Source organism: Nocardia mexicana NBRC 108244, from assembly GCF_001613165.1.
Taxonomy (GTDB): Bacteria; Actinomycetota; Actinomycetes; order Mycobacteriales; family Mycobacteriaceae; genus Nocardia; species Nocardia mexicana.
Window position 1 is genome coordinate 1 of record NZ_BDBV01000081.1, and the last position, 20,783, is coordinate 20,783.

At 67.8% G+C, this 20,783-nt stretch carries 24 protein-coding genes, 1 other RNA gene and 1 pseudogene; 13 read left to right on the plus strand and 13 right to left on the minus strand.

Annotation, left to right across the window (positions count from 1 at the left end):
- Window positions 1-339: 339 nt before the first annotated feature.
- From NM1_RS30055 to ssrA, 4 genes are all read left to right on the plus strand, one after another.
- Window positions 340-987 (plus strand): slipin family protein, encoded by a 648-nt coding sequence (locus tag NM1_RS30055; RefSeq protein WP_068027485.1) that lies wholly within the window; start codon window positions 340-342, stop codon window positions 985-987.
- 289 nt (window positions 988-1,276) lie between these two features.
- Window positions 1,277-1,750, plus strand: coding sequence for an SsrA-binding protein SmpB (gene smpB / locus NM1_RS30060; RefSeq protein WP_068027488.1), 474 nt, complete (start codon window positions 1,277-1,279; stop codon window positions 1,748-1,750).
- A gap of 33 nt (window positions 1,751-1,783) precedes the next feature.
- Window positions 1,784-2,647, plus strand: coding sequence for an EamA family transporter (locus NM1_RS30065; RefSeq protein ID WP_174556932.1), 864 nt, complete (start codon window positions 1,784-1,786; stop codon window positions 2,645-2,647).
- Between the two features lie 133 nt (window positions 2,648-2,780).
- Window positions 2,781-3,151: a transfer-messenger RNA gene (ssrA, locus tag NM1_RS30070) on the plus strand.
- A gap of 66 nt (window positions 3,152-3,217) precedes the next feature.
- Here ssrA and NM1_RS30075 read toward each other — a convergent pair.
- The 3 genes from NM1_RS30075 to NM1_RS30085 form a co-directional block, all read right to left on the minus strand.
- Entirely contained in the window at window positions 3,218-3,691 is a 474-nt protein-coding gene (locus tag NM1_RS30075) for a hypothetical protein (protein ID WP_068027491.1), read from the minus strand.
- Between the two features lie 198 nt (window positions 3,692-3,889).
- Window positions 3,890-4,165: a hypothetical protein gene (locus NM1_RS43385; protein WP_174556933.1), complete on the minus strand. Its 276-nt coding sequence runs from the start codon at window positions 4,163-4,165 to the stop codon at window positions 3,890-3,892.
- A gap of 173 nt (window positions 4,166-4,338) precedes the next feature.
- Window positions 4,339-5,007, minus strand: coding sequence for a winged helix-turn-helix transcriptional regulator (locus tag NM1_RS30085; RefSeq protein WP_068027495.1), 669 nt, complete (start codon window positions 5,005-5,007; stop codon window positions 4,339-4,341).
- Between the two features lie 108 nt (window positions 5,008-5,115).
- Here NM1_RS30085 and NM1_RS30090 point away from each other — a divergent pair, with 108 nt between their 5' ends.
- Entirely contained in the window at window positions 5,116-6,039 is a 924-nt protein-coding gene (locus NM1_RS30090) for a PLP-dependent cysteine synthase family protein (protein ID WP_068027497.1), read from the plus strand.
- A gap of 37 nt (window positions 6,040-6,076) precedes the next feature.
- On the opposite strand, the gene NM1_RS30095 is transcribed toward NM1_RS30090, so the two are convergent.
- The 6 genes from NM1_RS30095 to NM1_RS30120 form a co-directional block, all read right to left on the minus strand.
- Window positions 6,077-6,721 (minus strand): HAD-IA family hydrolase, encoded by a 645-nt coding sequence (locus tag NM1_RS30095; RefSeq protein ID WP_068027500.1) that lies wholly within the window; start codon window positions 6,719-6,721, stop codon window positions 6,077-6,079.
- Window positions 6,715-7,899, minus strand: coding sequence for an MFS transporter (locus NM1_RS30100; RefSeq protein ID WP_068027503.1), 1,185 nt, complete (start codon window positions 7,897-7,899; stop codon window positions 6,715-6,717). The genes NM1_RS30095 and NM1_RS30100 overlap by 7 nt, the downstream gene beginning before the upstream one ends.
- Before the next feature lie 376 nt (window positions 7,900-8,275).
- Window positions 8,276-8,842, minus strand: coding sequence for a hypothetical protein (locus NM1_RS30105; RefSeq protein WP_147289154.1), 567 nt, complete (start codon window positions 8,840-8,842; stop codon window positions 8,276-8,278).
- A gap of 158 nt (window positions 8,843-9,000) precedes the next feature.
- Window positions 9,001-10,011, minus strand: a complete 1,011-nt coding sequence (locus tag NM1_RS30110) for a hypothetical protein (protein WP_068027510.1) — start codon at window positions 10,009-10,011, stop codon at window positions 9,001-9,003.
- A 3-nt stretch (window positions 10,012-10,014) separates the two neighbouring features.
- Window positions 10,015-10,335 (minus strand): type VII secretion target, encoded by a 321-nt coding sequence (locus tag NM1_RS30115; protein WP_068027512.1) that lies wholly within the window; start codon window positions 10,333-10,335, stop codon window positions 10,015-10,017.
- Window positions 10,336-10,467: 132 nt separating this feature from the next.
- Window positions 10,468-11,082, minus strand: a complete 615-nt coding sequence (locus NM1_RS30120; protein ID WP_068027515.1) for a YbaB/EbfC family nucleoid-associated protein — start codon at window positions 11,080-11,082, stop codon at window positions 10,468-10,470.
- A gap of 151 nt (window positions 11,083-11,233) precedes the next feature.
- Here NM1_RS30120 and NM1_RS30125 point away from each other — a divergent pair, with 151 nt between their 5' ends.
- The 3 genes from NM1_RS30125 to NM1_RS30135 all read left to right on the plus strand — a co-directional run bounded on the left by NM1_RS30125 (window position 11,234) and on the right by NM1_RS30135 (window position 12,891).
- Window positions 11,234-11,665, plus strand: a complete 432-nt coding sequence (locus NM1_RS30125; protein ID WP_068027517.1) for a nitroreductase/quinone reductase family protein — start codon at window positions 11,234-11,236, stop codon at window positions 11,663-11,665.
- A 53-nt stretch (window positions 11,666-11,718) separates the two neighbouring features.
- Window positions 11,719-12,423, plus strand: coding sequence for a helix-turn-helix transcriptional regulator (locus NM1_RS30130; RefSeq protein ID WP_246011725.1), 705 nt, complete (start codon window positions 11,719-11,721; stop codon window positions 12,421-12,423).
- Between the two features lie 114 nt (window positions 12,424-12,537).
- Window positions 12,538-12,891: a DUF3703 domain-containing protein gene (locus NM1_RS30135; RefSeq protein ID WP_068027521.1), complete on the plus strand. Its 354-nt coding sequence runs from the start codon at window positions 12,538-12,540 to the stop codon at window positions 12,889-12,891.
- Window positions 12,892-12,903: 12 nt separating this feature from the next.
- Here the strand turns inward: NM1_RS30135 and NM1_RS42615 are convergent, their stop codons facing one another.
- Window positions 12,904-14,094, minus strand: a complete 1,191-nt coding sequence (locus tag NM1_RS42615) for a DUF1444 domain-containing protein (RefSeq protein WP_068027524.1) — start codon at window positions 14,092-14,094, stop codon at window positions 12,904-12,906.
- Between the two features lie 165 nt (window positions 14,095-14,259).
- Between NM1_RS42615 and NM1_RS42620 the strand changes: the two genes are divergently transcribed.
- Complete coding sequence (locus NM1_RS42620) at window positions 14,260-15,048, plus strand: alpha/beta fold hydrolase (RefSeq protein ID WP_068027526.1); 789 nt, start codon at window positions 14,260-14,262, stop codon at window positions 15,046-15,048.
- On the opposite strand, the gene NM1_RS30150 is transcribed toward NM1_RS42620, so the two are convergent.
- Window positions 15,042-15,803, minus strand: coding sequence for a helix-turn-helix domain-containing protein (locus NM1_RS30150; protein ID WP_068027528.1), 762 nt, complete (start codon window positions 15,801-15,803; stop codon window positions 15,042-15,044). The genes NM1_RS42620 and NM1_RS30150 overlap by 7 nt on opposite strands.
- A gap of 270 nt (window positions 15,804-16,073) precedes the next feature.
- Between NM1_RS30150 and NM1_RS30155 the strand changes: the two genes are divergently transcribed.
- The 3 genes and pseudogenes from NM1_RS30155 to NM1_RS44235 form a co-directional block, all read left to right on the plus strand.
- Entirely contained in the window at window positions 16,074-16,721 is a 648-nt protein-coding gene (locus NM1_RS30155; RefSeq protein WP_068027530.1) for a TetR/AcrR family transcriptional regulator, read from the plus strand.
- Window positions 16,705-18,300 (plus strand): MDR family MFS transporter, encoded by a 1,596-nt coding sequence (locus NM1_RS30160; RefSeq protein WP_068027532.1) that lies wholly within the window; start codon window positions 16,705-16,707, stop codon window positions 18,298-18,300. Before NM1_RS30155 ends, NM1_RS30160 begins: the two co-directional genes overlap by 17 nt.
- Window positions 18,301-18,587: 287 nt before the next feature.
- Window positions 18,588-19,073: pseudogene (locus tag NM1_RS44235) on the plus strand (lytic polysaccharide monooxygenase auxiliary activity family 9 protein); the annotation flags it as partial.
- Between the two features lie 41 nt (window positions 19,074-19,114).
- On the opposite strand, the gene NM1_RS44240 reads toward NM1_RS44235, so the two are convergent.
- Window positions 19,115-19,465 carry a hypothetical protein gene (locus NM1_RS44240; RefSeq protein WP_068027535.1) on the minus strand — a complete coding sequence of 117 codons (351 nt, stop codon included), beginning with the start codon at window positions 19,463-19,465 and terminating at the stop codon, window positions 19,115-19,117.
- A 280-nt stretch (window positions 19,466-19,745) separates the two neighbouring features.
- On the opposite strand from NM1_RS44240, the gene NM1_RS44705 reads away from it, so the two are divergent.
- Complete coding sequence (locus NM1_RS44705) at window positions 19,746-19,895, plus strand: carbohydrate-binding protein (protein WP_373864077.1); 150 nt, start codon at window positions 19,746-19,748, stop codon at window positions 19,893-19,895.
- A gap of 120 nt (window positions 19,896-20,015) precedes the next feature.
- On the opposite strand, the gene NM1_RS30170 is transcribed toward NM1_RS44705, so the two are convergent.
- Window positions 20,016-20,777: a 3-hydroxyacyl-CoA dehydrogenase gene (locus tag NM1_RS30170; protein ID WP_068027538.1), complete on the minus strand. Its 762-nt coding sequence runs from the start codon at window positions 20,775-20,777 to the stop codon at window positions 20,016-20,018.
- Between the last annotated feature and the right edge of the window lie 6 nt (window positions 20,778-20,783).

Consider the following 20,783-nt stretch of genomic DNA (forward strand, 5'->3'; position numbering starts at 1 on the left):
GGCCGCGACGACGGGATCACCCCACAAGCCCGCAGCCGTAATTCGCTCGCGGACCGGCGCGCGAATCTTTACCGTTGATCTCGGCCGCAAGTCAAGGGGCGCACCGGAATCTCCGGACCGCGTTCCCCGCGTCGGTTGCGGCACGCCATTCAGGTTGGCGCGGACCTTATAAGTCTGCCGGGGTTCGATTCCCCTCCCAGTGGTGCGACCTGCCCGGTCGCATGCGGTGCCGCGGCTCTGCGGGCTCTCCGTCCGACGACGGAGGACGCCCCCGCCGCGCTGCCGTGACCGGGCAGGCCGCATCCGCGCCGACGATCAACCGGGGGAAGGAGTTCCACGATGCACACCACCGTGATGGAGTGGCAGCGCACGCTGCTGTACCGCGACGGCACGCTCGACAAGGTGCTCGAGCCGGGCCGGCACCGCTACGACCAGCGCCGGTGCACGCTGGTCCCGGTCGATATGCGACCGCGCCAGCTGCAGGTGACCGGCCAGGAACTCCTCACCCGCGACGGCCTGTCGCTGCGGGCCAGCTTCGCCGCGCGCTGGGTGGTCGTCGACCCGGTCGCCTACACCACCGGCGCCCAGTACCCGGAGTCGGTGCTGTACGCCGCCGTGCAGGAGGCCGCCCGCGACAAGGTCGCCGCGCACACCCTCGACGAGCTGATCGCCGACCGCGGCCTGCTCACGGGCGCCGAGGAGGTGGCCGCCGCGGTCGCGGAGATCGGCATCGAGGTCTCGAACCTGCGCGCCCGCGACCTGATGCTGCCGGGCGAGCTGCGCAAGGCCGCCCTGGAGACGGTGCTGGCCAAGGAACGTGGCCGCGCCGACCTGGAGCGGGCCCGCGCCGAGGCGGCCGCCCTCCGCTCGCTGGCCAACACCGCCCGCCTGCTCGACGAGCACCCGGCCCTGCTGCGCCTGCGCACCCTGCAGCTAGCGGCAACCCCGGGCACCCAGGTGATCCTGGACCCGCGCGACCGGGCGTGAGGTGCGCCCGGCGGCACTGGCGTGCCGCCGGGCGACCGGGTGATTGAAATGCGTTCGAGCATGGGAGCCGGCGAGCCCGATCCTGGAATCAGACGGTCTTCAACCCCCTTCGTGCCCTTCGGTGAGATGTGGACCCGCCCCGAGTCGGCGCCGTACTCGATCAGAACGGTGGTGTCGAGGTTCCTGCGGTGGACTGCACTGGTTCGTGGGTCCTTTCCGGGTCGCTCTTGGTCAGATCGCGCGGCCGCGCGGAATACCTGGTTGCTCGCGGCCATTACTGTTGATCGTTATGAAGGAGCAGGGGCGCAAGGTGATCGCCACGAACCGCAAGGCGCGGCACAACTACTCGATCGTGGAGACCTACGAGGCCGGGGTCGCGCTGGTCGGTACCGAGGTCAAGAGCCTGCGCGAGGGCAAGGCGTCGCTGGTCGACGCCTTCGCCACCATCGACGACGGCGAGGTCTGGCTGCGCGGGCTGCACATCCCGGAATACGGGCACGGCAGCTGGACCAACCACGCGCCGCGACGTAGCCGCAAACTGCTGCTGCACCGCCGCGAGATCGACAAGCTCGTCGGTAAGACGAAGGAGAGCTCGCTGACCCTGGTGCCGCTGTCGATGTACTTCGCCGACGGCAAGGTGAAGGTGGAACTGGCGCTGGCCAAGGGCAAGCAGGACTACGACAAGCGCCAGGACCTGGCCCGGCGCACCGCGGAGCGGGAGGTGACGCGCGAGCTCGGCAGGCGGATCAAGGGCATGCGGTGACATGGGCCTGACTCGCATCGGGCGGGACACCGATTGACGTCGGTCCTGCTGGCGTTGCTCGCTGCCCTCGGCTACGGGGTCAGCGACTTCGTCGGAGGGGTGGCCTCGCGCCGGGTCGCCGCCCTGCGCATCGTCGTCGTGTCCTATCCGCTGTCGGTGTTGCTGGTGCTGGGGCTGGCGCCGTTCGTCGGCGGGAACGTCGACACGGTGTCGATGGCGTGGGGCGCCGCCTCCGGGGTGGCCGCCGGACTGGCCGTGTGGTGGTTCTACGCCGCACTCGCGCAGGGGCCGATGGCGGTGGTCTCGCCGGTGACCGCGGTGCTGGTGGCCGGGATTCCGGTGCTTGTCGGGCTGGCCGGTGGCGAGCATCCCAGCCCGCCCGCGCTGGTCGGGATCGGCTGTGCGCTGGTGGCGGTCGTGCTGGTCAGCCGGGAATCCCCGGACAAGGTGACCGAGGAGATCACCGGCGGCCGCGCGCTGCGCTTCACCCGGCACGTGGCGCTGCTGACCGTCGGATCCGGTGTGGCGTTCGGGCTGACGTTCACGTTCCTGCACGAGACCGGTTCCGCCGCCGGGCTCTGGCCGCTGGTGGCCTCGCGGCTCGCGGCGACGCTCGTCGTATGGACGGCGGCCCTGGTCACCGGCCAGTTCCGGGCACCACACGGCGAACCGCTGCGGCTGGCCTGCTACGTCAGCGTGCTGGATGTGATCGCCAACGTCGCCATGCTGTACGCCTTCCACGGCTCGCTGCTGTCGCTGGTGAGCGTGATCGGCTCGCTGTATCCGGCGGCAACGGTGCTGCTGGCGATGGTGCTGCTGGGAGAGCGGGTGGGACCGCTGCAGCAGATCGGGATGGCATTGGCGCTGGGCTCGGTGGCGTTGATCGCCGTGGCCTGAATGCCGGTGCGCCGGAAAGAGTGTCGAGCGCGGGCGGCGCGCTGGTGCGGGTGGGGTGGGAATGAACGGGTGGGGGAGGGTGTTATTATGGACAGCCCGGCCGCCAGCCGGGGTCATCTGGATCGATGAGTACGGGGCTGAACGGTTTCGACTGCGTACGTCGATTCAGGGGAAGCGTGTCGGTGCAGGCAGGAGACCACCGTAAGCGTCGCTGTAACCAAATAAGCGCCGAGTCTAATCAGCGCGACTACGCTCTCGCTGCCTAAGCAGTAGAGCGTGTCTGTCAGCCCGGGTTCGCCCTCGACCCGGTCCCTGGCATCAGCTAGAGGGCTTTACCGTCCGCCTCGGTCGCGGAGTCGGACGGGACATCGAACAGCGACTGGGATCGTCATCTCGGCTTGTTCGCGTGACCGGGAGATCCGAGCAGAGGCACAGCGAACTGCACACGGAGAAGCCCTGAAGAAGCGGCGGAGGACCCGGGTTCGATTCCCGGCAGCTCCACTGAGAAGGCCCGGTCCCCAGGACCGGGCCTTCGTCGTTGGTTGGACAGCGAAACAGTCCGAATATCGGTCAGGCGGTGAGGCCGGGCAGCGGTGGTAGAGCGGGCAATTGGGGGACACCGCTGCCGCTCGGGGGGAGGAGCGGGATGCCCGGGCCCCGATTGTCGTAGTCGTCGTAATCGTTGTCGTAGTCGTGATAGTGACGGTGTTCTTCGTCGTGGTAGTGGTAGTGGTTTTCCTCGTGGGGGCGGTGGCGGTCGCGATCCGGTCGCCTGGGCGGTTTCGGCCGGTGCTGATCGAAGTCCGGTAGCCCGGGGAAGAGGGAGTCGGGTTTCTTCGGTTTCGAGGTCCCCGGGTTGGACCGTTCGGGGTGATTCTTGCGATCCGGCTTGGGGCGGCGATCGGCGGCATCGATACCGTCGGCCGGTTCGAGGACGGCCGGGGTGGCGGATGCCGGGGCGTCGAATGCTGTCAGCGGCAGGAGGGCCAGTGCGGATGCGACGACGGTACGCGTCAGTGTTCGCGGGGCGACACGTCGGTTCATTCGGTTCCTCACTCGGGTATGGCATCGGGCGAAGGTCCGAGATCGGCACGCCCGATTTATATCGCCAGACACCGTACCATTATATAACGGTACATAGAGTGTGGGTGTATCTTCGATCGGAGACATGCCACGGCCGGTGTTGTTGCGACCGGTTCGGTTCCGCTTCGTCGAGGACCGAGCTTTCGTCGTACGGCCGGGTTACTTGCCTGCGGACAGCGAGGGGTAGGGGTCGGAGCCGGGGAGGCAGGCGCCGGGGACGCCCTCGTGGCACGGGTGGGTGGAGAAGGTGATGAGGGCGGGGAGGAGGGTGCCGCCGGAGCCGGTGGCGCCGGTGTCGATCGGCATTGCCGCGGCATCGCTCGGTTGGGCCGCTTCCAAGGGGATACCCGCGTGGGCGAACGCGGAGCCCGTCGCGGCGGTGAGGGCGGCGGCGCAGGCCAGGGTGGCCATCGCGGAACGAACAGTGGACTTCATCTGAGTCTTCACTCCTCTGCAGGGCTGCGAAGGTCCGGAGTCGCGAATCCCCAACTCGCTCCGAACGATTCGGTGTCGAACGAATACTGTCGGGTGCGGCGAAGGATGGCGAGCCCATAGTTTCGGGGGAACCGGACTGCTTGGTCCGCCGGGGTCGAACCCGTCCCGGAGGTCTACCCGCGGATCGGGGCCTCCGGGGCGAAGACGTAGCGCCGGAACCACAGTGGGAGCTGGCGTTGCAGGGTGCGGTCGCCGTGGACGTGTACTTCCGGGTGGCGTAGGAGCCGGCCCCAGGAGAGGTCGCCGAGCCACCAGCGTGTCAGGGCCATGGTCGGTGCGGTCAGCCACAGGTCGACGGGGGCTCCGGTGTCGTCTCGGCAGAGGTCGACGCCGGTGCGGGACAGGTGTAGCCAGAAATTGCGGTCGTGCTCCGCGCGATCGGTGAATTCGATCGCGAGCACGACGATGCGTTCGGGCAGGGCCGCGGTGTCGACGCGGCGGCGGATGTCCCAGGTCAACGCGGCGGTATCGAGATCGTCTTCGGACAGGGACGCGCGGTCGGCGACGGCGGCCCACAGCGCCAGCTCCCGCATCACCGGGAACAGCGCGGCGCCGGATTCGGTGAGCCGGTATTCGCCGTCGGCGGACTCGACGATCCCGGCGGCGCGCAGACCGCGCAGGCGCGCCGACAGTGTCGCGCGGGGGATGCGCGGTATGCCGCGGCGGATGTCGGTGAAGGTGCTCGCGCCGAGCAGCAGTTCCCGGACCACGAGCAGAGTCCAGCGCTCGCCCAGTACCTGCAGTGCCCGCGCCACCGCGCAGAACTGGCCGTATCCGCTCATGGGCCGATGGTAGGCGGGGACGGGGTTCCCGATTGGTTCAAATTTCGAACTGGACCCGGCCCGGTCGCGGGCCGAGCATCGAGAAACCGAGACACGAAAGGGGACAACATGGATGGGGTGCGCCCGGACATCCTGGCCTGCATCGGCAACACCTCATTGGTGGCCCTGCGAAATATACTGCCGGAGAACGGTTCCCGTGTCCTGCTCAAGATGGAGAGCGAGAACCCCACCGGCAGCATGAAAGATCGGATGGCCCTTGCCATGATCCGGGCCGCGGAGGCCGACGGCCGACTCGAGCCGGGCGGCTCCGTCGTCGAATACACGGGCGGTAGCACCGGCGTATCGCTGGCGCTGATCTGTGCGGTGCAGGGGTACCGGCTCGATATCGTCACCTCGGATGCCTTCGCCCGGGACAAGCTCGAGCACATGCGCCGTCTCGGCGCCACGCTGCACATCGTGCCCAGCGATGCCGGACGCATGACCGAGCGGCTGACCCGCGACATGGTCGAGGCCACCCGCCTCATCGCGGCGCGGACCGGCGGCGTCTGGATCGATCAGTTGAACAACAGCGACCAGATCCAGGGCTATGGCACGCTGGGCGAAGAGATCTGGACACAGGCTGGAGGGCGGATCGACGGCTTCGTGCAGAGCGTCGGGACCGCCGGATGCCTCCGCGGTGTCGCGGCGGTACTCCGAGACCGCAGCCCCGGCGTCGAGATCGTTGCGGTGGAACCCGCCGAATCCCCGGTGCTGTCCGGCGGGCGGACCGGTGCGCACCGGATCGACGGAATCGGCGCGGGATTCGTGGTACCGCTGTGGCACAACGGCATTGCCGATCAGATCGATCACGTCTCCACGGACGAGGCCCGGGCCATGGTCGAGCGGCTGGCCCGAGAGGAAGGGCTGTTCGCTGGGACGTCCACGGGAGCCAATGTCATTGCCGCCCTTCGTCTTGCCGAACGACTGGGGCCCCGCGCGACCGTCGTCACTGTCCTGTGCGATACCGGCATGAAGTACCTCAGCAGGCCGTGAACACCGGGCCCCGTTGATTTCTCGGGCGCTGCGGGAGTCAGGTGGTGACGGTGGTGAGGCGTAGGTGGTGTTCGATGTCGGCGGGGGTGCCGGTGTAGTGGAGGGTGCGCAGGCCCAGGTGGGCGGCGGCTCGGCAGTTGTCGGCGCGGTCGTCGACGAACAGGACACGGCCGGGATCGCGAACTCCGGTGGCGGCGAGTGCGTTTCGGTACGTGTCGAGGTGGGGTTTGTTCATGCCCAGCCGGGCCGAGTAGAGGGCGTCGGTCATCAGGGGGCGCCAGTCGGAGGCGTCGAGGGCATCGCTGACCGGATGGGGTGCGTTGGACAGCAACACCATCGGGAGATCGGCTCGACGGGCCCGGTGCAGGAGTGCGACGACGCGGTCGTCGGTGCGGGTCCACAGCGTGGTGTCCACGGCGCGCAGCCGGGTGAGCAGTTCGGGGGTCGGGCGGCGGCCGAGTACCTCGGTCCAGAAGTCCGCGTCGCCGGACTCGCCGGAATCGTAGGATTCGCGGGCGCTCCAGAACGCGGTCTGGAAGCGCTCGAGCCGATGCGGATGCCATCGGGCGAGGTCGGCGAGCCCGATCCACTGTGGAAGGGTGGGCTGCAGCCCGATGACGCCGTTGTAGTCGAAAATGACCGCGTCGAGTTCCGCGGGCTGGTGCGAGAGTGCGATTACCACCGGTTCTCCAGTGCTCGAGAGGACAGGACGGCCACGCCCGCGGCGAGCAGGGCGGGCAGCATGAGGGCGACGGGCAGGGTCGTCACCGAGGCGACGGCGCCGATGAGCGCCGGGCCGGCGAGCAGACCGAGGTAGCCGGTCACGGCGACGGCGGCGACCGCGCGCGGACCACCCGCACCGGCCGCGCTGAACAGGGACGGAATCGTGACCGACAGGCCGAGGCCGAATACGGCCCAGCCGGTCAGCGCGAACGGCACATCGCCCGCCGACAGGCCCGCGAAAAGCCCGGCCGCGGCCGCAATCGCGCCTGTCCGAACGACTTTCGGCGCTCCGAAGCGTGCGATGAGCCGATCGCCGACGAGGCGGCCACCCGCCATAGCGGCGCTGTAGGCGGCGTAGGCCGCGGCGGCCGTCGCGACAGATGCGTGTAGTCCGGTGAGATGGACCGCGGCCCAATCGGCGGCGGCGCCCTCGCCGAGCAGGCATGCCGCAGCCAGCAAGCCCAACAGCCATACCCGAAATCGGGTGAGCCTCGGAACATGGCCTAGCGCAACCGTTTCCACCGGACCGACATCCCCGATCGACCCGACACAGCGGGTAGCCGGTGCCGCGGCGACCGCGGCCACGATCACCACTGCCGCGGTCACACCGAAAACAAAAGTGTGCGAGATATCCGCGGCGACAGCGGCAATCACCGCCCCACCCAGCGCGCCGAGACTGTAGGCCGCGTGCAGGCCGGACATGATCGGGCGGCCGTAGGCATCCTGGCACCGAACCGCCGCGGCGTTCAACCCGACGTCCAGCACGCCGTGCGCGGCACCGAACAGCAGCGCCGCGGCGGCGAGCGCGATCGGCATCCGGCAGGTACCGAGCAGCGCGAGGCTGGCGGCGAGGCTGACCGCGCCGCTGGTCAACAGGTGGGGAAACCGAGTGGGTTCGGCGAGCCGGCCACCCGCGTGGAGACCGGCGACCATGCCGACGGCGGCGGCGAGCAGAACCGCGGCGAGGCCCGCGGTGTCCAACCCGGCGGACTGCTGGACCGCCGGAATCCGGGTTCCCCAGACGGCCATCACGACGCCGAGTCCGGCGAAGTAGCCCGTCAGCAAACTGCGGCTCCGCACGACGGCGTCGGGTAGATTGCGCGCGCGTTCGGAGGGCGGCGCGATGGTGCGTGTCATGACAACTCCATCGGTGCCGCAGCCGATTTCGCCGTCGACAACGACGCGAAACAGGCTGCGATCAGGTATGACGATTCCCGCCCCTGTCCACGACGAAAGAGGCGCACAGACTTGTGGGATCGGAGGAATGTTCCGTGGGTCGAAGGCTGACGGTGCTGAGCGGCGCTGCACCAACAAGCCGGAAAGCTACCAGGCGGGCTACCCAGCTACCACCCGGGAACGGGGCTTGGTGATCCGCTCCACAAAGTGGGTTGCGCAGGTCTGACCGAAGACGCGGCCGGGCCGATCGCCGAGGTCGGGCGGCGGTCTTCGAGGACCACCAGCGTGGGCTAGGGGGTGAGCGGGATTTGGCTGCGCCGCTGCGCTACTCGTGCCGTCAGTCGAAGAACTGGAGGGCTCCGAGGACGATGATGGCGGTCAAGAGTGGCCAGAAGATCATCGACTGGATGGAGTACCAGACGACTCCCGGCAGCCGTTGTCGACGGTCAGGTCCGATTGCGCCGTTCACTCCGCCGCTGACCGATGCACGCGAATAGACCTGTGTTGTGCGGCCTGCGAACACCGGCACCATCGTGTCCGCGGGCCAAGGCGGTGTGGAGCCGGGGCGCATCGGCCATGGTGCCGGCCCCGCCGGTGGGCATACGCGCAGATGGTGTAGTCCGGGCGGTACAGGAATGAACGTGGTGCCCCAGCGGGTCTGCTGGCGTACCGTCAGCCCATTCAGCTTCATCTCGGGACGGGTGAACAGACCACGTAGCCACCGCGGCTGGCACGACGCCTTGACCAGGATTCCGGTTTCGCCCGGCTCGAGATCGAATCGCGGCATCGGGGAATTCTCTTCCACGCCATCCGGAATCAGAAAGTTGAACGGCAGCAACGTATCCCGGAACGGCGGCATCGGAGTCTGCGGAACGGACCAGTCCGGCTGCAGATAGTCGGTCATCTGCAATACGCGATACGGCATTCCGGCCTTCCAGCCTGGCTCTTTCTTCTGGAAGATCGACTTCGGTGGTTGTCTGTAGGGTCGGAATCCCACCGGGGGTGCAGGCTGTGGACCATTTTGTGGCCCAGGGTGATTCAGCGGATACGAATCGGCGGCCGTCATGCCATCGACGCCTGGTATTCGACCTCACCGGCGGCCCAGATCGTCTTGACCACGTCGTCGGCCAGTGCGCCGACACTGAGGATTTCCGATGCCAGCTGCGCAAGCACTGTAGACATCTTGGTGGCCGCCCCCGAGATTCCGAAGACCGCGCGAGCGATCAGAGCGGGAGACGCGGTACCCGCTGACGCTACGAGGATGGCGGCGATCTCGACGAGCATTCCGGCGAGGGTGTTCAGAATCTCGGTGATGATGCCGCGAACGCCATCGACCAGGTCACTGATCTTCTCGTTGATCTTGCCCAAGGATTCGGCAGTACCAGCATGTTGGACGATTGCGGCGTTGATCGAATCCGCTTTCGTGCGATAGGCATTGCCGGTCTTACCGACCCACTCAGCGGTTCCGGTGCCCACCTCACTCACCCAGCCCTCGGCCACCTTGCCGAGTTCCTTGGAGATGTTCTCCCAGGACTTGGAATACGCCTTCACCATGTCCGGGTTACCGGCCAGCGAGTCCAGCGTCTTGCGCAGGGGCTCGACGTGCTCGAGCATCCACCCCATCAGCAGTCCACCCACGAAGTTGAAGGGGTCGAGCTTGGCGAGGTGAATACCCTTCTGGATGTTCAACCCGATCTTCGCGACATCCACCATCGCGGACGTGGCAGCCCAGGCCTTCAACCCCGCCTGGTACATATCGTTGCCGGATTCGGCACCCGCGAAGCCGTCGACCGCCTCGAACCCGTCCCCGATCGGTGTGCCCTTGAAGACGCCCGCCTCGCCGTCCTGCCGCTCGCCGTTTTCCTCCTTGCCCATCTCCGGCAGGCCGAGGTTGCTGAGGACGGTGGCGTCCTCCTGGTAGTAGGTGTTGCGGTAGTCGGTGGCGTCATCGATCAGGTCGTTGTCCGGCCGGGCCTCGTCATCGAAGTTGGTCGGCAGCCCCGCGACGCCCAAACCGGCGTTGGCCACCGAGGATTCGTTCAGCCACTTGCCGACGTCGTTCTGCTCGGCCATCGGTTACGCCCCCTGTCCCTGTTGCGCGCCGATTCCGCTCAGGGCGTCGGCCGAGGCGGTTTCCTTCTGTTCGAACGCGTCGGCCGCCTGATTCAGCTTGGTCGGCATCGTGCCCGCCTGCTCGCCTACCTTCTGCAATCCGTCGACGATCCGGTCGTGCAGCCGGGTGAGGATCGAGGTCGCGTACGGCTGGATGAGCATGCCGTATCCGTCGTCCACGTGGGACAGGTAGGTCGCGGCCTCGAGGGCCTTGTTCAGGCTGTCCACCTGCGCGGACACCTTGCCCGAGTGGTCGCGCACCTGGTCCGGGTCAACGTTCAGCATCGTCCAGTCCCCATCCTCATCACTACATTGCGCGGGCGGTGGCGATCAACCGCGATCTCGCCCTACCGACTATGACGGCCTCGAAACCGAATCGGTTCCATCGGATTTCGGACCGCCTCCGAGACCGTCAGCTCACTCCAACCAGGACTTGCGCTGGTAGTACAGGTCGTCGTCGTTCGGCTCCTCCGGAATGAACACGTCGTCCCGATTGGGCTTGCGGCTGCCGGGCTGCGGAGCGGGAGGCGGCGGCGAGGCGGGTGGCGCGGCATCGTAGGCAGCGGCCGGGCTCGACGATCCGTCGTACGACGGAGGCGGTGGCGTGTCAGGCGGTGCATAGGCCGGCGGCGCGTCCTGCGAAGCGGGAGCGAAGCCCGGCTCCGGCCCGGCGTCCGGGAACCGCTCCGCGTACTGGCCGACGATGACCTCGGCCGCGCTGTCGCCGCCGACCATAGTGTGGACGAGATCGGTGACCTGGTTGCGCAACCTCGCCTGCGCTCGCCGCGTGCAGGCCATCAACTCGGCGGCGACCGCGGCCGGATCCATTCCACGGGTGCCGGCCGCGAGGTGGATGCCGGTGGTGACGCCGCTGGAGTCGACCGTGACGCTGATCCGATTGTCGGACGAGGTCTCGGTCACGCTGATCGCCGACATCTGTCCCTGCAGGCTCTGGAACTGCTGAGCCTTGCGTTCCAGGTTCTCCGCCCAGCGCGCCAGATCCTCGGCCGCGCCCTCCAGGCCACCACTCATTCTCGTCCTCGCCACCGACGCAATTCGACGGGGACGAAACCGGCCTCCGCCCCCCATTACCGCCGCCAAACCTAACTCATCGGCTGGATCAGAGCACAGTGCGGGCGACCGGAGTCGGGCTCGCCGCCCGCACGGCGCATACGATCAGCGGATGTCCATGGAGGAGAGTCGCCGGCTGAATCGGGAAGTCGTTGCCGAGTTCCGGGCCAACGGCGGAAAGCTCGGCGGCCCGTACGCGGATGTCGATGTGCTGCTGCTGACGACCACGTCGGCGGATACCGGCGAGCAGCGTGTACTGCCGCTCGGCTACGGCAGGGACGGCGAGCGGCTGATCGTCTTCGCGGCCGACGACGGGCGGGAGAACGGGCCGAACTGGTACCACGATCTGCTGGCTCATCCACGCGCCGAGGTGGAGGTGGGCAGCGAACGGTGGGCCGTGACCGCTTCGGTGGCTACCGGAGAGGAGCGGAACATGCTGTGGGACAAGCAGTTCGAGCGCTGGGCGTTTATGGCGGACCTGCAAGCCAAGGTAGCCTGGGAGATTCCGGTCGTGATTCTCACGGCGGTAACGCCCCTGCGGTGATGGGCACCGGTGATCATGGGTGGCGGGGGGTCGGGCATGTCCGCCCTGGTTTCATGGTGGTCTCCGGAGCGATCGGCAGCGCCGCGTTGCATGCGCACCACTCGGCACAGGTGCTGATCGCTCGGGGCGGCGTGATTGTGCTGCGCGACCGTTCTGGACGCGAAATCGCTTGTCGCGCTGCTATTGTGCCGCCGGACGTTCCGCATGCGGTGGTGTGCGGGACGGCCGATGGTGTGCTCGCGCATATCGATCCCGAATCGGTGGCGGGTGCTGCGCTCGCCGATTCGTCGGGACGCAGCGATGCGGTGGCGGATTGGGTGACGGCGGCGGCGCGGCTCCCCGGCGGCGCGACCGTGCCGGATCTGCTCGCACTCGCGACAACCGGCGGCGATCCCGTCGATCGGCACCCGGCGGTGTCGCAACTGCTTCGGATGCTGCCGGAACGGTTGCAGGCCGGGCGAATTCGCTTCGCCGATCTGGCTCGCGAGGTCCACCTCTCACCGAGTCGTCTGGCCCATGTGTTCTCGGCCGAGATCGGACTGCCGTTCCGGCCCTATCTGCGCTGGCTGCGGGTGCAGCGCGCCGCGGAGCTGCTGGCTGCCGGTTGCTCGCTCACCGACGTCGCCCACGGCGCCGGTTTCGCCGACAGCGCGCACCTGACCCGGGTGTGCCGCAGCATGTTCGGTGTGCCGCCCTCGGGCTACCGCGGCATTCGCTGGGTGTCGGAGCCCGAGCTGATCGATCTGCTGTTCCCCTGATCGCTGGTTCGGCGTGCGGTTCCAGGACAGCAGGTTTGTTCAAGGTCGGCGGTGCTCCCGGGTGCGAGGCTCGAGGCGAAGTACCGCCGAAGTCTTGGAGGAACCGTGGCTCCCATGCCGTCCACCGTCCGTGCCGCATTCGAGGACGAGCTGCAATTCGCCCGTGCCGCAACAGATACCGATCAGGCTTGGCATCACCTCGAGCGCGCCCACGTGCTGTCGCAGATGTGGGTCCGGCCGCACGTGTACTCCCATTGGCTCATGCTCCGGCTGGCCGTGCGCTGCCGGGACCGCACCGAAGCCGTCGGCCAGATCATCCGGGTGCTGGCGAGCACGCTCGGCTGGATTCGCCGGCCGCCGGAGGGCAACACCGGCCGCACCGCGGTAGGCCTCCTGACGGTCATGCCCATACCGGACGATCTGGCCCGCATCCTGCAGGCGGGGCGGGCGGAGGCCGTGCGCGCGTAATGCCCTGGGCGACTACAGATCCACGGCCACCGACCGCAGCTTGGTGAGGGTTTCCTCGTCCGGCCATTCCCGGGCCTCGTAGCGGGCCGGGGTCATGCCGGGCACCGGGGACAAGTCGGCGATGTCGACGGCCGCGTCGAACGGCACGGTGAACAGATGGACCGGTTCGTCGGCTTCGTCGACGCCGTAGATGCCGAGGTAATCCGCTTCGGGCAGGAGCCATTCCACGCCCTCGCCCCATACGGCGATCGTGCAGGGGCCGTCGCCGTTGTCGAGGTAGTTCAGCGTGCCCACGTAAGCGGGCTCGAGATCGTAAGGGCCGTAGTCGAAGTCGCGCTCGAAGGTCTCGTTGAGCCATTGGGTCTGCAGGTTGTATTCGCTCACCGCCAGGCCGCTGCGTGCCCGTGCCGCGGCGGCGCTCTGCGGATGCGATCCGGCCCGGTCGAACGGCACCACCCGGTCGTGGTCGTCGAGGGTGTATCCCTGCGGGGACAGCGAGCGTGTCGCGTCGCCGTAGTGCTCCTCCACCATTTCGTAGACCTGCCCGAGGATTTCCGGATCGTCGGGCGCCACGATCAGGGTGTCGAAGTCCGGCATGAAGGCGACCGGGCGCCGCTCGGCGGTGCGATGGGTGGCGAGCCACCCGGCCAGAAGCGGCCAGGACGCGACATAGCCGTCGCCGTCGTCGACGTAGCGGACGACGGCCCCGGGCTCGTCCGCGGGCGGGGCGATCGCGGCCAGATTCTCGTGAGCGGCCGCGAACACCTCCTCGGCCGTGACGCCCCACTCCCGCACCGTTTCCTCGAGAATGATCGAGCGCGAACGAGGCTGGTCGAAGGCGATCAGCTCGTGCACGAACGGAAAGACCGCCCGCGAGATCGGACGCATATCGGATGGGGTGTCGAGCCCGAATGTGGCCGGCCGCAACACCGGACGCAGCTGTGCCCGCGCCTCGGGCCAGGACGGGAGTTCGCCCCCGGACTCCTGCGCCGCGGCGACGAACCAGGCGATCGCATCGCCGAGTTCGGACTCCGGCAGCCCGCGCGTGTCCTGGAACAGGTTGCCCAGGTAGAGGTGGGTGCCGTCGCCGAGCTGGAGCGCGAATTCCTCCGGATCGTAGTGGGCGTTTCCATCACCGGAGTCGCGCACGTGCCGCAGCACGGCGTCGGCGAAGGCGGCGGGTTCGTCGTCGAGAGAATTCACGCGGCGAGCCTAGTCACGTGCGCTGCGACGGTGCAGTGCAAGACTTTTCGCCAGTGGCAAGACCACCGCGCCGCCCGAGGCGATGCCCTCCCGGCACCCCACCACAAACTGAAACGTGTTCCTGTTAGGGTGGGCACCGGCTGCCGTGGAGAGGGGAGTCTTGTCATGCCGTACGTGACATCGGCCGGGGCGAAGGTCCACTTCACCGATACCGGCGGGGACGGTCCCGCGGTCGTGCTGGGCCACGGCTTCTTCCTCGATCAGGAGATGTTCGCCGCGCAGGCCGCCGCTCTCGCTCCCCGGTATCGGGTCATCTCGATCGATGCCCGCGGGCACGGACTGACCGAAGACGCCGGTGAGCCGTTCAGCTATTGGGATCTCGCGCGCGACGCCTGGGCGGTGGTCGACGAGCTGGGCATCGAGCGCGCCGTGGTGGGCGGAATGTCGCAGGGCGGATTCATCGCGTTGCGGATGGCGCTGCTGTGTCCAGGTCGCGTCGACGGACTGATCCTGATCGGGACCTCCGCGGACGCCTACAGCCCGAAGCAGAAGGTCGGGTACCGCGAGATCATGGACACCTGGATGAGCGCGGCGCCGCTGGCGCCGATCGCGAAAACCATGGCATCGGTCATGATCGGCGGCACCACCGACGACAAGAAGCCCTGGCTGGACAAGTGGTTCGCGAGCGATCGCGGCCGGATCCGCCTGGCGGCCGACTGTCTCATCGATCGCGAGTCGATCACCGAGATGATCGGCCGAATCGACTGCCCGGCAACGCTCGTGCAGGGCGTCGGCGATCAAGCATTCAGCCATGAGGAGATGGTGGCGCTGGCCGATCAGCTCGGCGGCCCGGCCCGGCTGCACACCATCGCCGGTGCCACCCACGCCGTCAACATCACCCACCCGCGCGAGGTGAACGAGATCCTGTCCGGGTTCCTCTCCGAAATCTACTGACTTTCTGTCGTATTCGAGCCCGGCAGCAGCCCGATGAGCATCCGCGGCGCTCCGCCGTGTCCGGTTGCCACGAACTCTTCGATCCGGATGGTGTACACGGTGCCGGTTCGCGCGTCACGCAGCCGCATCGTGGGATTCGGGCGACGCGCGGCGACGCGCTCGGCGGTCCACAGGCGCCGGAAGTCCGGTCGGCTGCTCAGTCCATCTATCAACCGGCGCAACGGTTCTGGGTCGCGTATGTCGGCGGCGTAATGCCGCAGCTGAGCGACGGCCAGGCTCGCTTCCCGCTCCCACTCCTCGACCACGAGACGGGCAAACGGGTTGGTGAACAGCCAGTGCACCGTGTTTCCGGACGCGCGGGCCTCGGGGAAGGCGCGGTCGAAGGCGTCGTTGGCCGCCAAGATGTTTCCGCAGTGATCCACGGCGGCCGCCGGGTGCGGTGCGAGCGCATCGAGGGTCGGCTGCAGCACGGTGGGCTCGGTCGCGGTCTCCGGATTCGGCACGGATTGGCCCGCCAGCCGGAACAGATGAGCTCGCTCGTCATGGTCCAGGCCGAAGACGTTGCTCAGCGCATCCAGCACGCCCGCGCTCGGGCTGCGGGCATCGCCCTGCTCGATCTTGGCGATGTACCCGACGCTGGAATGAATCGCCGTGGCAAGGTGCTGTCGGCTCATCCCGGACGGTGCCGACTCGGTCGGTAGTGCGCGACGGCCACGGACGAATTCGGCCAGTGTGGGTAGTTGCAGGTCGCTCATCAATCCTCCGAATCGTCGCGCCCCGAGCGCTTCTCGCAGCGATGCGGACTGCTCAGTGGTACCACTCGCGAGTGGTACCACCGGCCAGGGGGTCGTTTCGGCTGGGTTCGCGGGAGCTCTTGTTCCGGCCGTGGCTCGCTGATGGAGTGTGGTCGCTGGTCGGAACCGAATCTGAGTCAGGAGGGGAGGATTCGGCTCCGCGCCGGCGAGTGCTGCACGTCACAGTAATTGCAGTTTCTGAAAAATTGCAGTTTGTGCTAAATTTTTTCCATGATCAAGGGGAAAGGGGCCGCGGAGCCGGGGCTGCGGGAGCAGAAGAAGCGGCGGACCCTGCTCGATCTCTGCATGGCGGCGCGGCGGCTCACCCTGGAGCGCGGGCTCGACGCCACCACCGCCGAGGACGTGGCGAAGGCGGTCGGGGTGTCGCCCCGCACCTTCTTCAACTACTACGAGACCAAGCTGGACGCGGTGGTCGGCCCGGTGGGGGAGATCGGTACCCCGGATTCGCGGGAGCGGTTCGTAGCCGGTGGTCCGACCGGCGTGCTGATCGACGATCTCACCTGGCTGTACTCCTCCGGGTACGAACCGGATGACGAAGTGCGGGAAAGTATTTCGCTGGTCGCGGAGATCATCAAACAGGAACCTCGGGTGCTGGCCGGCTTCTTCGCCGCCGGCGTGCGGCACGAGGCGGCCGTCGGGGAGTTGCTCTCGGCCCGGATGGGAGCGCAGGCATCCTCCGAATTCGCTGCCATCGCAGCACAGCTCATGTCCGCGTGCACGACTCGCGCGGCACTGTCACTGGCCGACAATCCCGGTCGTTCGCTGGCAGACGCCCTTCATGCCCAAATAGCCCTTGCCGCTCGCCTTTTCGACGCGGGAGACAGCAGAAGGAGAAGCACCGATGACCACGACGGCTGAAGCGCCGCCACCCCCCATCGTCCTCACCCAGAAGCGGATCTGGCTCATCTTCTCCGCGCTGATCGCGGGCATGTTCCTGGCCAGCCTGGACCAGACCATCGTGGGCACCGCCATGCCGACCATCGTCGGCCAGCTCGGCGGCGTCTCCGAAATGGCCTGGACCGTAACGGCATACCTGTTGGCCACCACCATCGTGATGCCGATCTACGGCAAATTCGGTGATCTGTTCGGGCGGCGCTGGCTGTTCCTGTTCGCGATCGGCGTGTTCACCGCCGCGTCGGTGGGCGCCGCGGTATCCACCGGGTTCTGGGAGTTCATCGTCTTCCGCGGGCTGCAGGGCGTCGGTGGCGGTGGTCTGATGATCCTCGCGCAGGCCATCATCGCCGACGTGGTCCCGGCGAAGGATCGCGGTAAGTTCATGGCCCCGATGGGTGCCGTCTTCGGTGTCACCTCGGTGGCCGGTCCGCTGCTCGGTGGGCTGTTCGCCGATCACCTCGGCTGGCGCTGGTGCTTCTGGATCAATGTCCCGATCGGGCTGGCGGCGATGGCAATCGCGTTCCGCTACTTGAACATTCCGAGTCATCGCCCGAAGACCCGGCCCGACTATCTCGGGGTCGTGCTGATGTCGGGGGCGACGGCGCTGCTCATCCTGATCACCGACTGGGGCGGCAAGCGCTACGACTGGGATTCGCCGACGATCCTGACCATGGTGGCGGCGCTGGCGCTGGTCGTGGCCGCGTTCGTCGCGGTGGAGGCGCGGGCGGAGGAGCCCATGCTGCCGCTGTGGCTGTTCCGCAACCGCAGCTTCGTGCTGACCTCGGCGATCGCCCTGGTGCTGGGCCTGGTCATGTTCGCGGCGCTCGCGTTCATCCCGACCTACCTGCAAATGGCCACGGGCACATCGGCTTCGGTCTCGGGCCTGCTGCTGATCCCGATGATGATCGGCATGATGGCCACCCTGATCACCTCCATGGCCGCGATCACCCGCACCGGCCGCTACCGGGTCTATCCGCCGCTGGGCGCGCTCATCATGGCGGGCGGCATGCTGTGGATGACCACGCTGAACGCGCACACCTCGGTGTGGGTGGTGTCGGCCATGCTGATGGTGATCGGCGCCGGGCTCGGCCTGATCATGCAGATCATCGTGCTGGTGGTGCAGAATGCCGTGGCACCGGACCAGATCGGCACCGCGACGAGCGCCAACAACTACTTCCGGGAAATGGGTGGTGCGATCGGCGTCGCGATCTTCGGCTCGATCTTCACCCACCGGCTCACCGACGGGCTGACCGATGTGTTCACCGAGCACGGGCCGGAGGCGGTCCAGGCGGGCCTGCAGCCGGGTGCGCTGGTGCCGTCGGTGGTCAAGAATCTGCCCGATGGCCTGCACGATGCGATCGTCGGGGCGTATTCCGACGCGCTCGTTCCCGGGTTCTGGTACCTGATTCCCGGTGCGGCACTTGCGTTCCTGCTCGCGCTGTTCATCCCGCACCTGACGCTCTCGGACGAGGCGGGCATGGTCGCCCGCGGCGAGGCGGTACTGGAGGAGGACGGCCAGGAGGTGCAGGCCGCCGAGCGCTGAGCGTCATGGACAACGCCGCCTACGGGTAGCGACATGATGGCCCGGTCCGTTGTGGACCGGGCCATCGACTTTTTTCTCGGCCGTCCCCGTCAAGCTGGCGGCGCATTTGCGTCATGGACTCTGTAGCCGAGTACGAAGACCGGCCGATTCGTGCCGGAAATCCTTGTAGGAAGCGCTTCTTCGGCTCTCGTTCACTTGACCGGATTTGATGGCTGTGCGTACGGTTCCCGCAGATCACGAATCGGAAACGACGTGGTCTGGAAGTAATTGCACAATTCCTGGGCGACATGCCGGCCCCTGCCGTCCGACAACCTCCGAGGAGCCTGCACAACGTGAGTATCCGGAAGCTGTCCGCAGCTGGGGCCGTGACGATTGCGCCGCTCGCGGCGCTGGCACTGTTCCCCGCGAGCGCGAGCGCGCACGGCTACGTGTCGTCGCCGCTGAGCCGTCAGGCGCAGTGCGCGAAGCACGAAGTCTCCTGTGGCGACATCACTTACGAGCCGCAGAGCGTGGAAGCGCCCAAGGGATCGCAGGACTGCAGCGGCGGCAATTCCAAGTATGCCGAACTCGACGACGACAACAAGGGCTGGAAGCCGCAGTCCGTCGGTAAGAGCGTCGATTTCACCTGGACCAACACCGCCCAGCACAAGACCGAGAACTGGGACTATTACATCGGCGGCACCAAAGTATCGACCGTCGACGGTAAGAACGAATTGCCCGGGGACACCGTGACCCACACGGTGGACCTGAGTAAATTCACCGGTAAGCAGAAATTGCTGGCCGTCTGGAATATCGCCGACACGGTCAACGCCTTCTATTCCTGCGTGGACCTGCAGATCGGCGGCGAGGGCGCGGCGGCCCCGTCTACATCTCCCTCGGCGCCCAGTGCCTCCAGTACTACATCGGCGCCTGCGCCCAGCGCCTCCGGTACGGCACCCGCGCCGAGCGCCTCGAGCACGGCTCCCGCGCCGAGTTCGTCGGCGACGACGTCGGCTCCGGCCTCGAGCGGTTCGCCCACGAAACCGGCTGCGGCGCCGATCGATTGGCAGATTCCGGCGGTTCCGGGCGGGTCTGCGACGGTTGCGCCCGCGCCGGGTGGCTCGACCACGACGTCGGCTCCCACTCCCGGTGGCTCGACCACCGCTGCACCGGGTGGTTCGTCCACGGCTGCTCCGGGTGGCTCGACGACCGCCGCTCCGGCTCCGAGTGCCTCGGGCACATCCGCCGCTCCGGCTCCGAGTAGCTCGGCAACGCCTGCTGCTCCGGCACCGGGTGGTTCGGGGACGTCTGCTGCTCCGGCTCCCGGTGGTTCGGGGACGTCTGCTGCTCCGGCTCCCGGTGGTTCGGGGACGTCTGCTGCTCCGGCACCGGGTGGTTCGGCAACGTCTGCTGCTCCAGCTCCCGGCGGGTCGACAACGCCAGCCGCCCCGGCTCCTGGCGGTTCGATGACAGCCGAATGGCACCTCGGTGCTCGGTTCGAAGCCGGGGACACGGTGACGTTCAACGGCATTCAGTACCAATGCCTGCAGGCGCACACCGTGGACGACGCAGCTTGGACTCCGGAGGCTGCGTCGGCCCTGTGGGCGAAGCGCTGATCCTGCGCCCGGCGAGATCGCGGTAACCGCCGGTCTCCAGGACGTACGAAGGCCCGGTCCGAACGGACCGGGCCTTCGCTGTGCCTCACGTTCAGGGGCCTTGCCCCATACGTCGTGCGCTCAGCGCGGGGCCATGCGGATGGCGCCGTCGAGGCGGATGGTTTCGCCGTTGAGCATGGGGTTTTCGACGATGTGGCGGGCCAGCGCCGCGTATTCGGTGGGGTGGCCCAGCCGCGACGGATGCGGGACCTGGGCGCCCAGCGAGTCGATGGCCTCCTCGGGGAGGGTGGCGAACAGCGGGGTGTGGAACAGGCCCGGGGCGATGGTGTTCACGCGGATCTTCAGGCCGGACAGATCGCGGGCGATCGGCAGCGTCATGCCGACGATGCCGCCCTTGGAGGCGGAGTAGGCGGCCTGGCCGATCTGGCCGTCGTAGGCGGCGACGGAGGCGGTGTTGATGATGACGCCGCGCTCCTCGCCGACCGGCTCGGTGGCCGAGATGCGTTCGGCGGCAAGGCGGATCACGTTGAACGTGCCGATCAGGTTGACGTTCACCACCTTGGTGAAGTCGGCGAGCGGGAAGGCGCCCTTCTTGCTCACGGTCTTGATCGCATTGCCGATGCCGGCGCAGTTCACCGCGATCCGCAGGTCGCCCAGGGACTGGGCGGCATCGAGGGCGGCCGTGACCTGCGCCTCGTCGGTGACGTCGGCGGGTGCGAACACCGCGCCCTCGCCGAGTTCCTTGGCGACGGATTCGCCGTTGGAGGACGGCAGGTCGACGATGACCACCTTGGCGCCCTGGGCGTGCAGTTCCTGCACGGTCGCCAGGCCCAGCCCGGAGGCGCCGCCGGTCACCACGGCCACGGTGTTGCTGATCTGCATGAGACC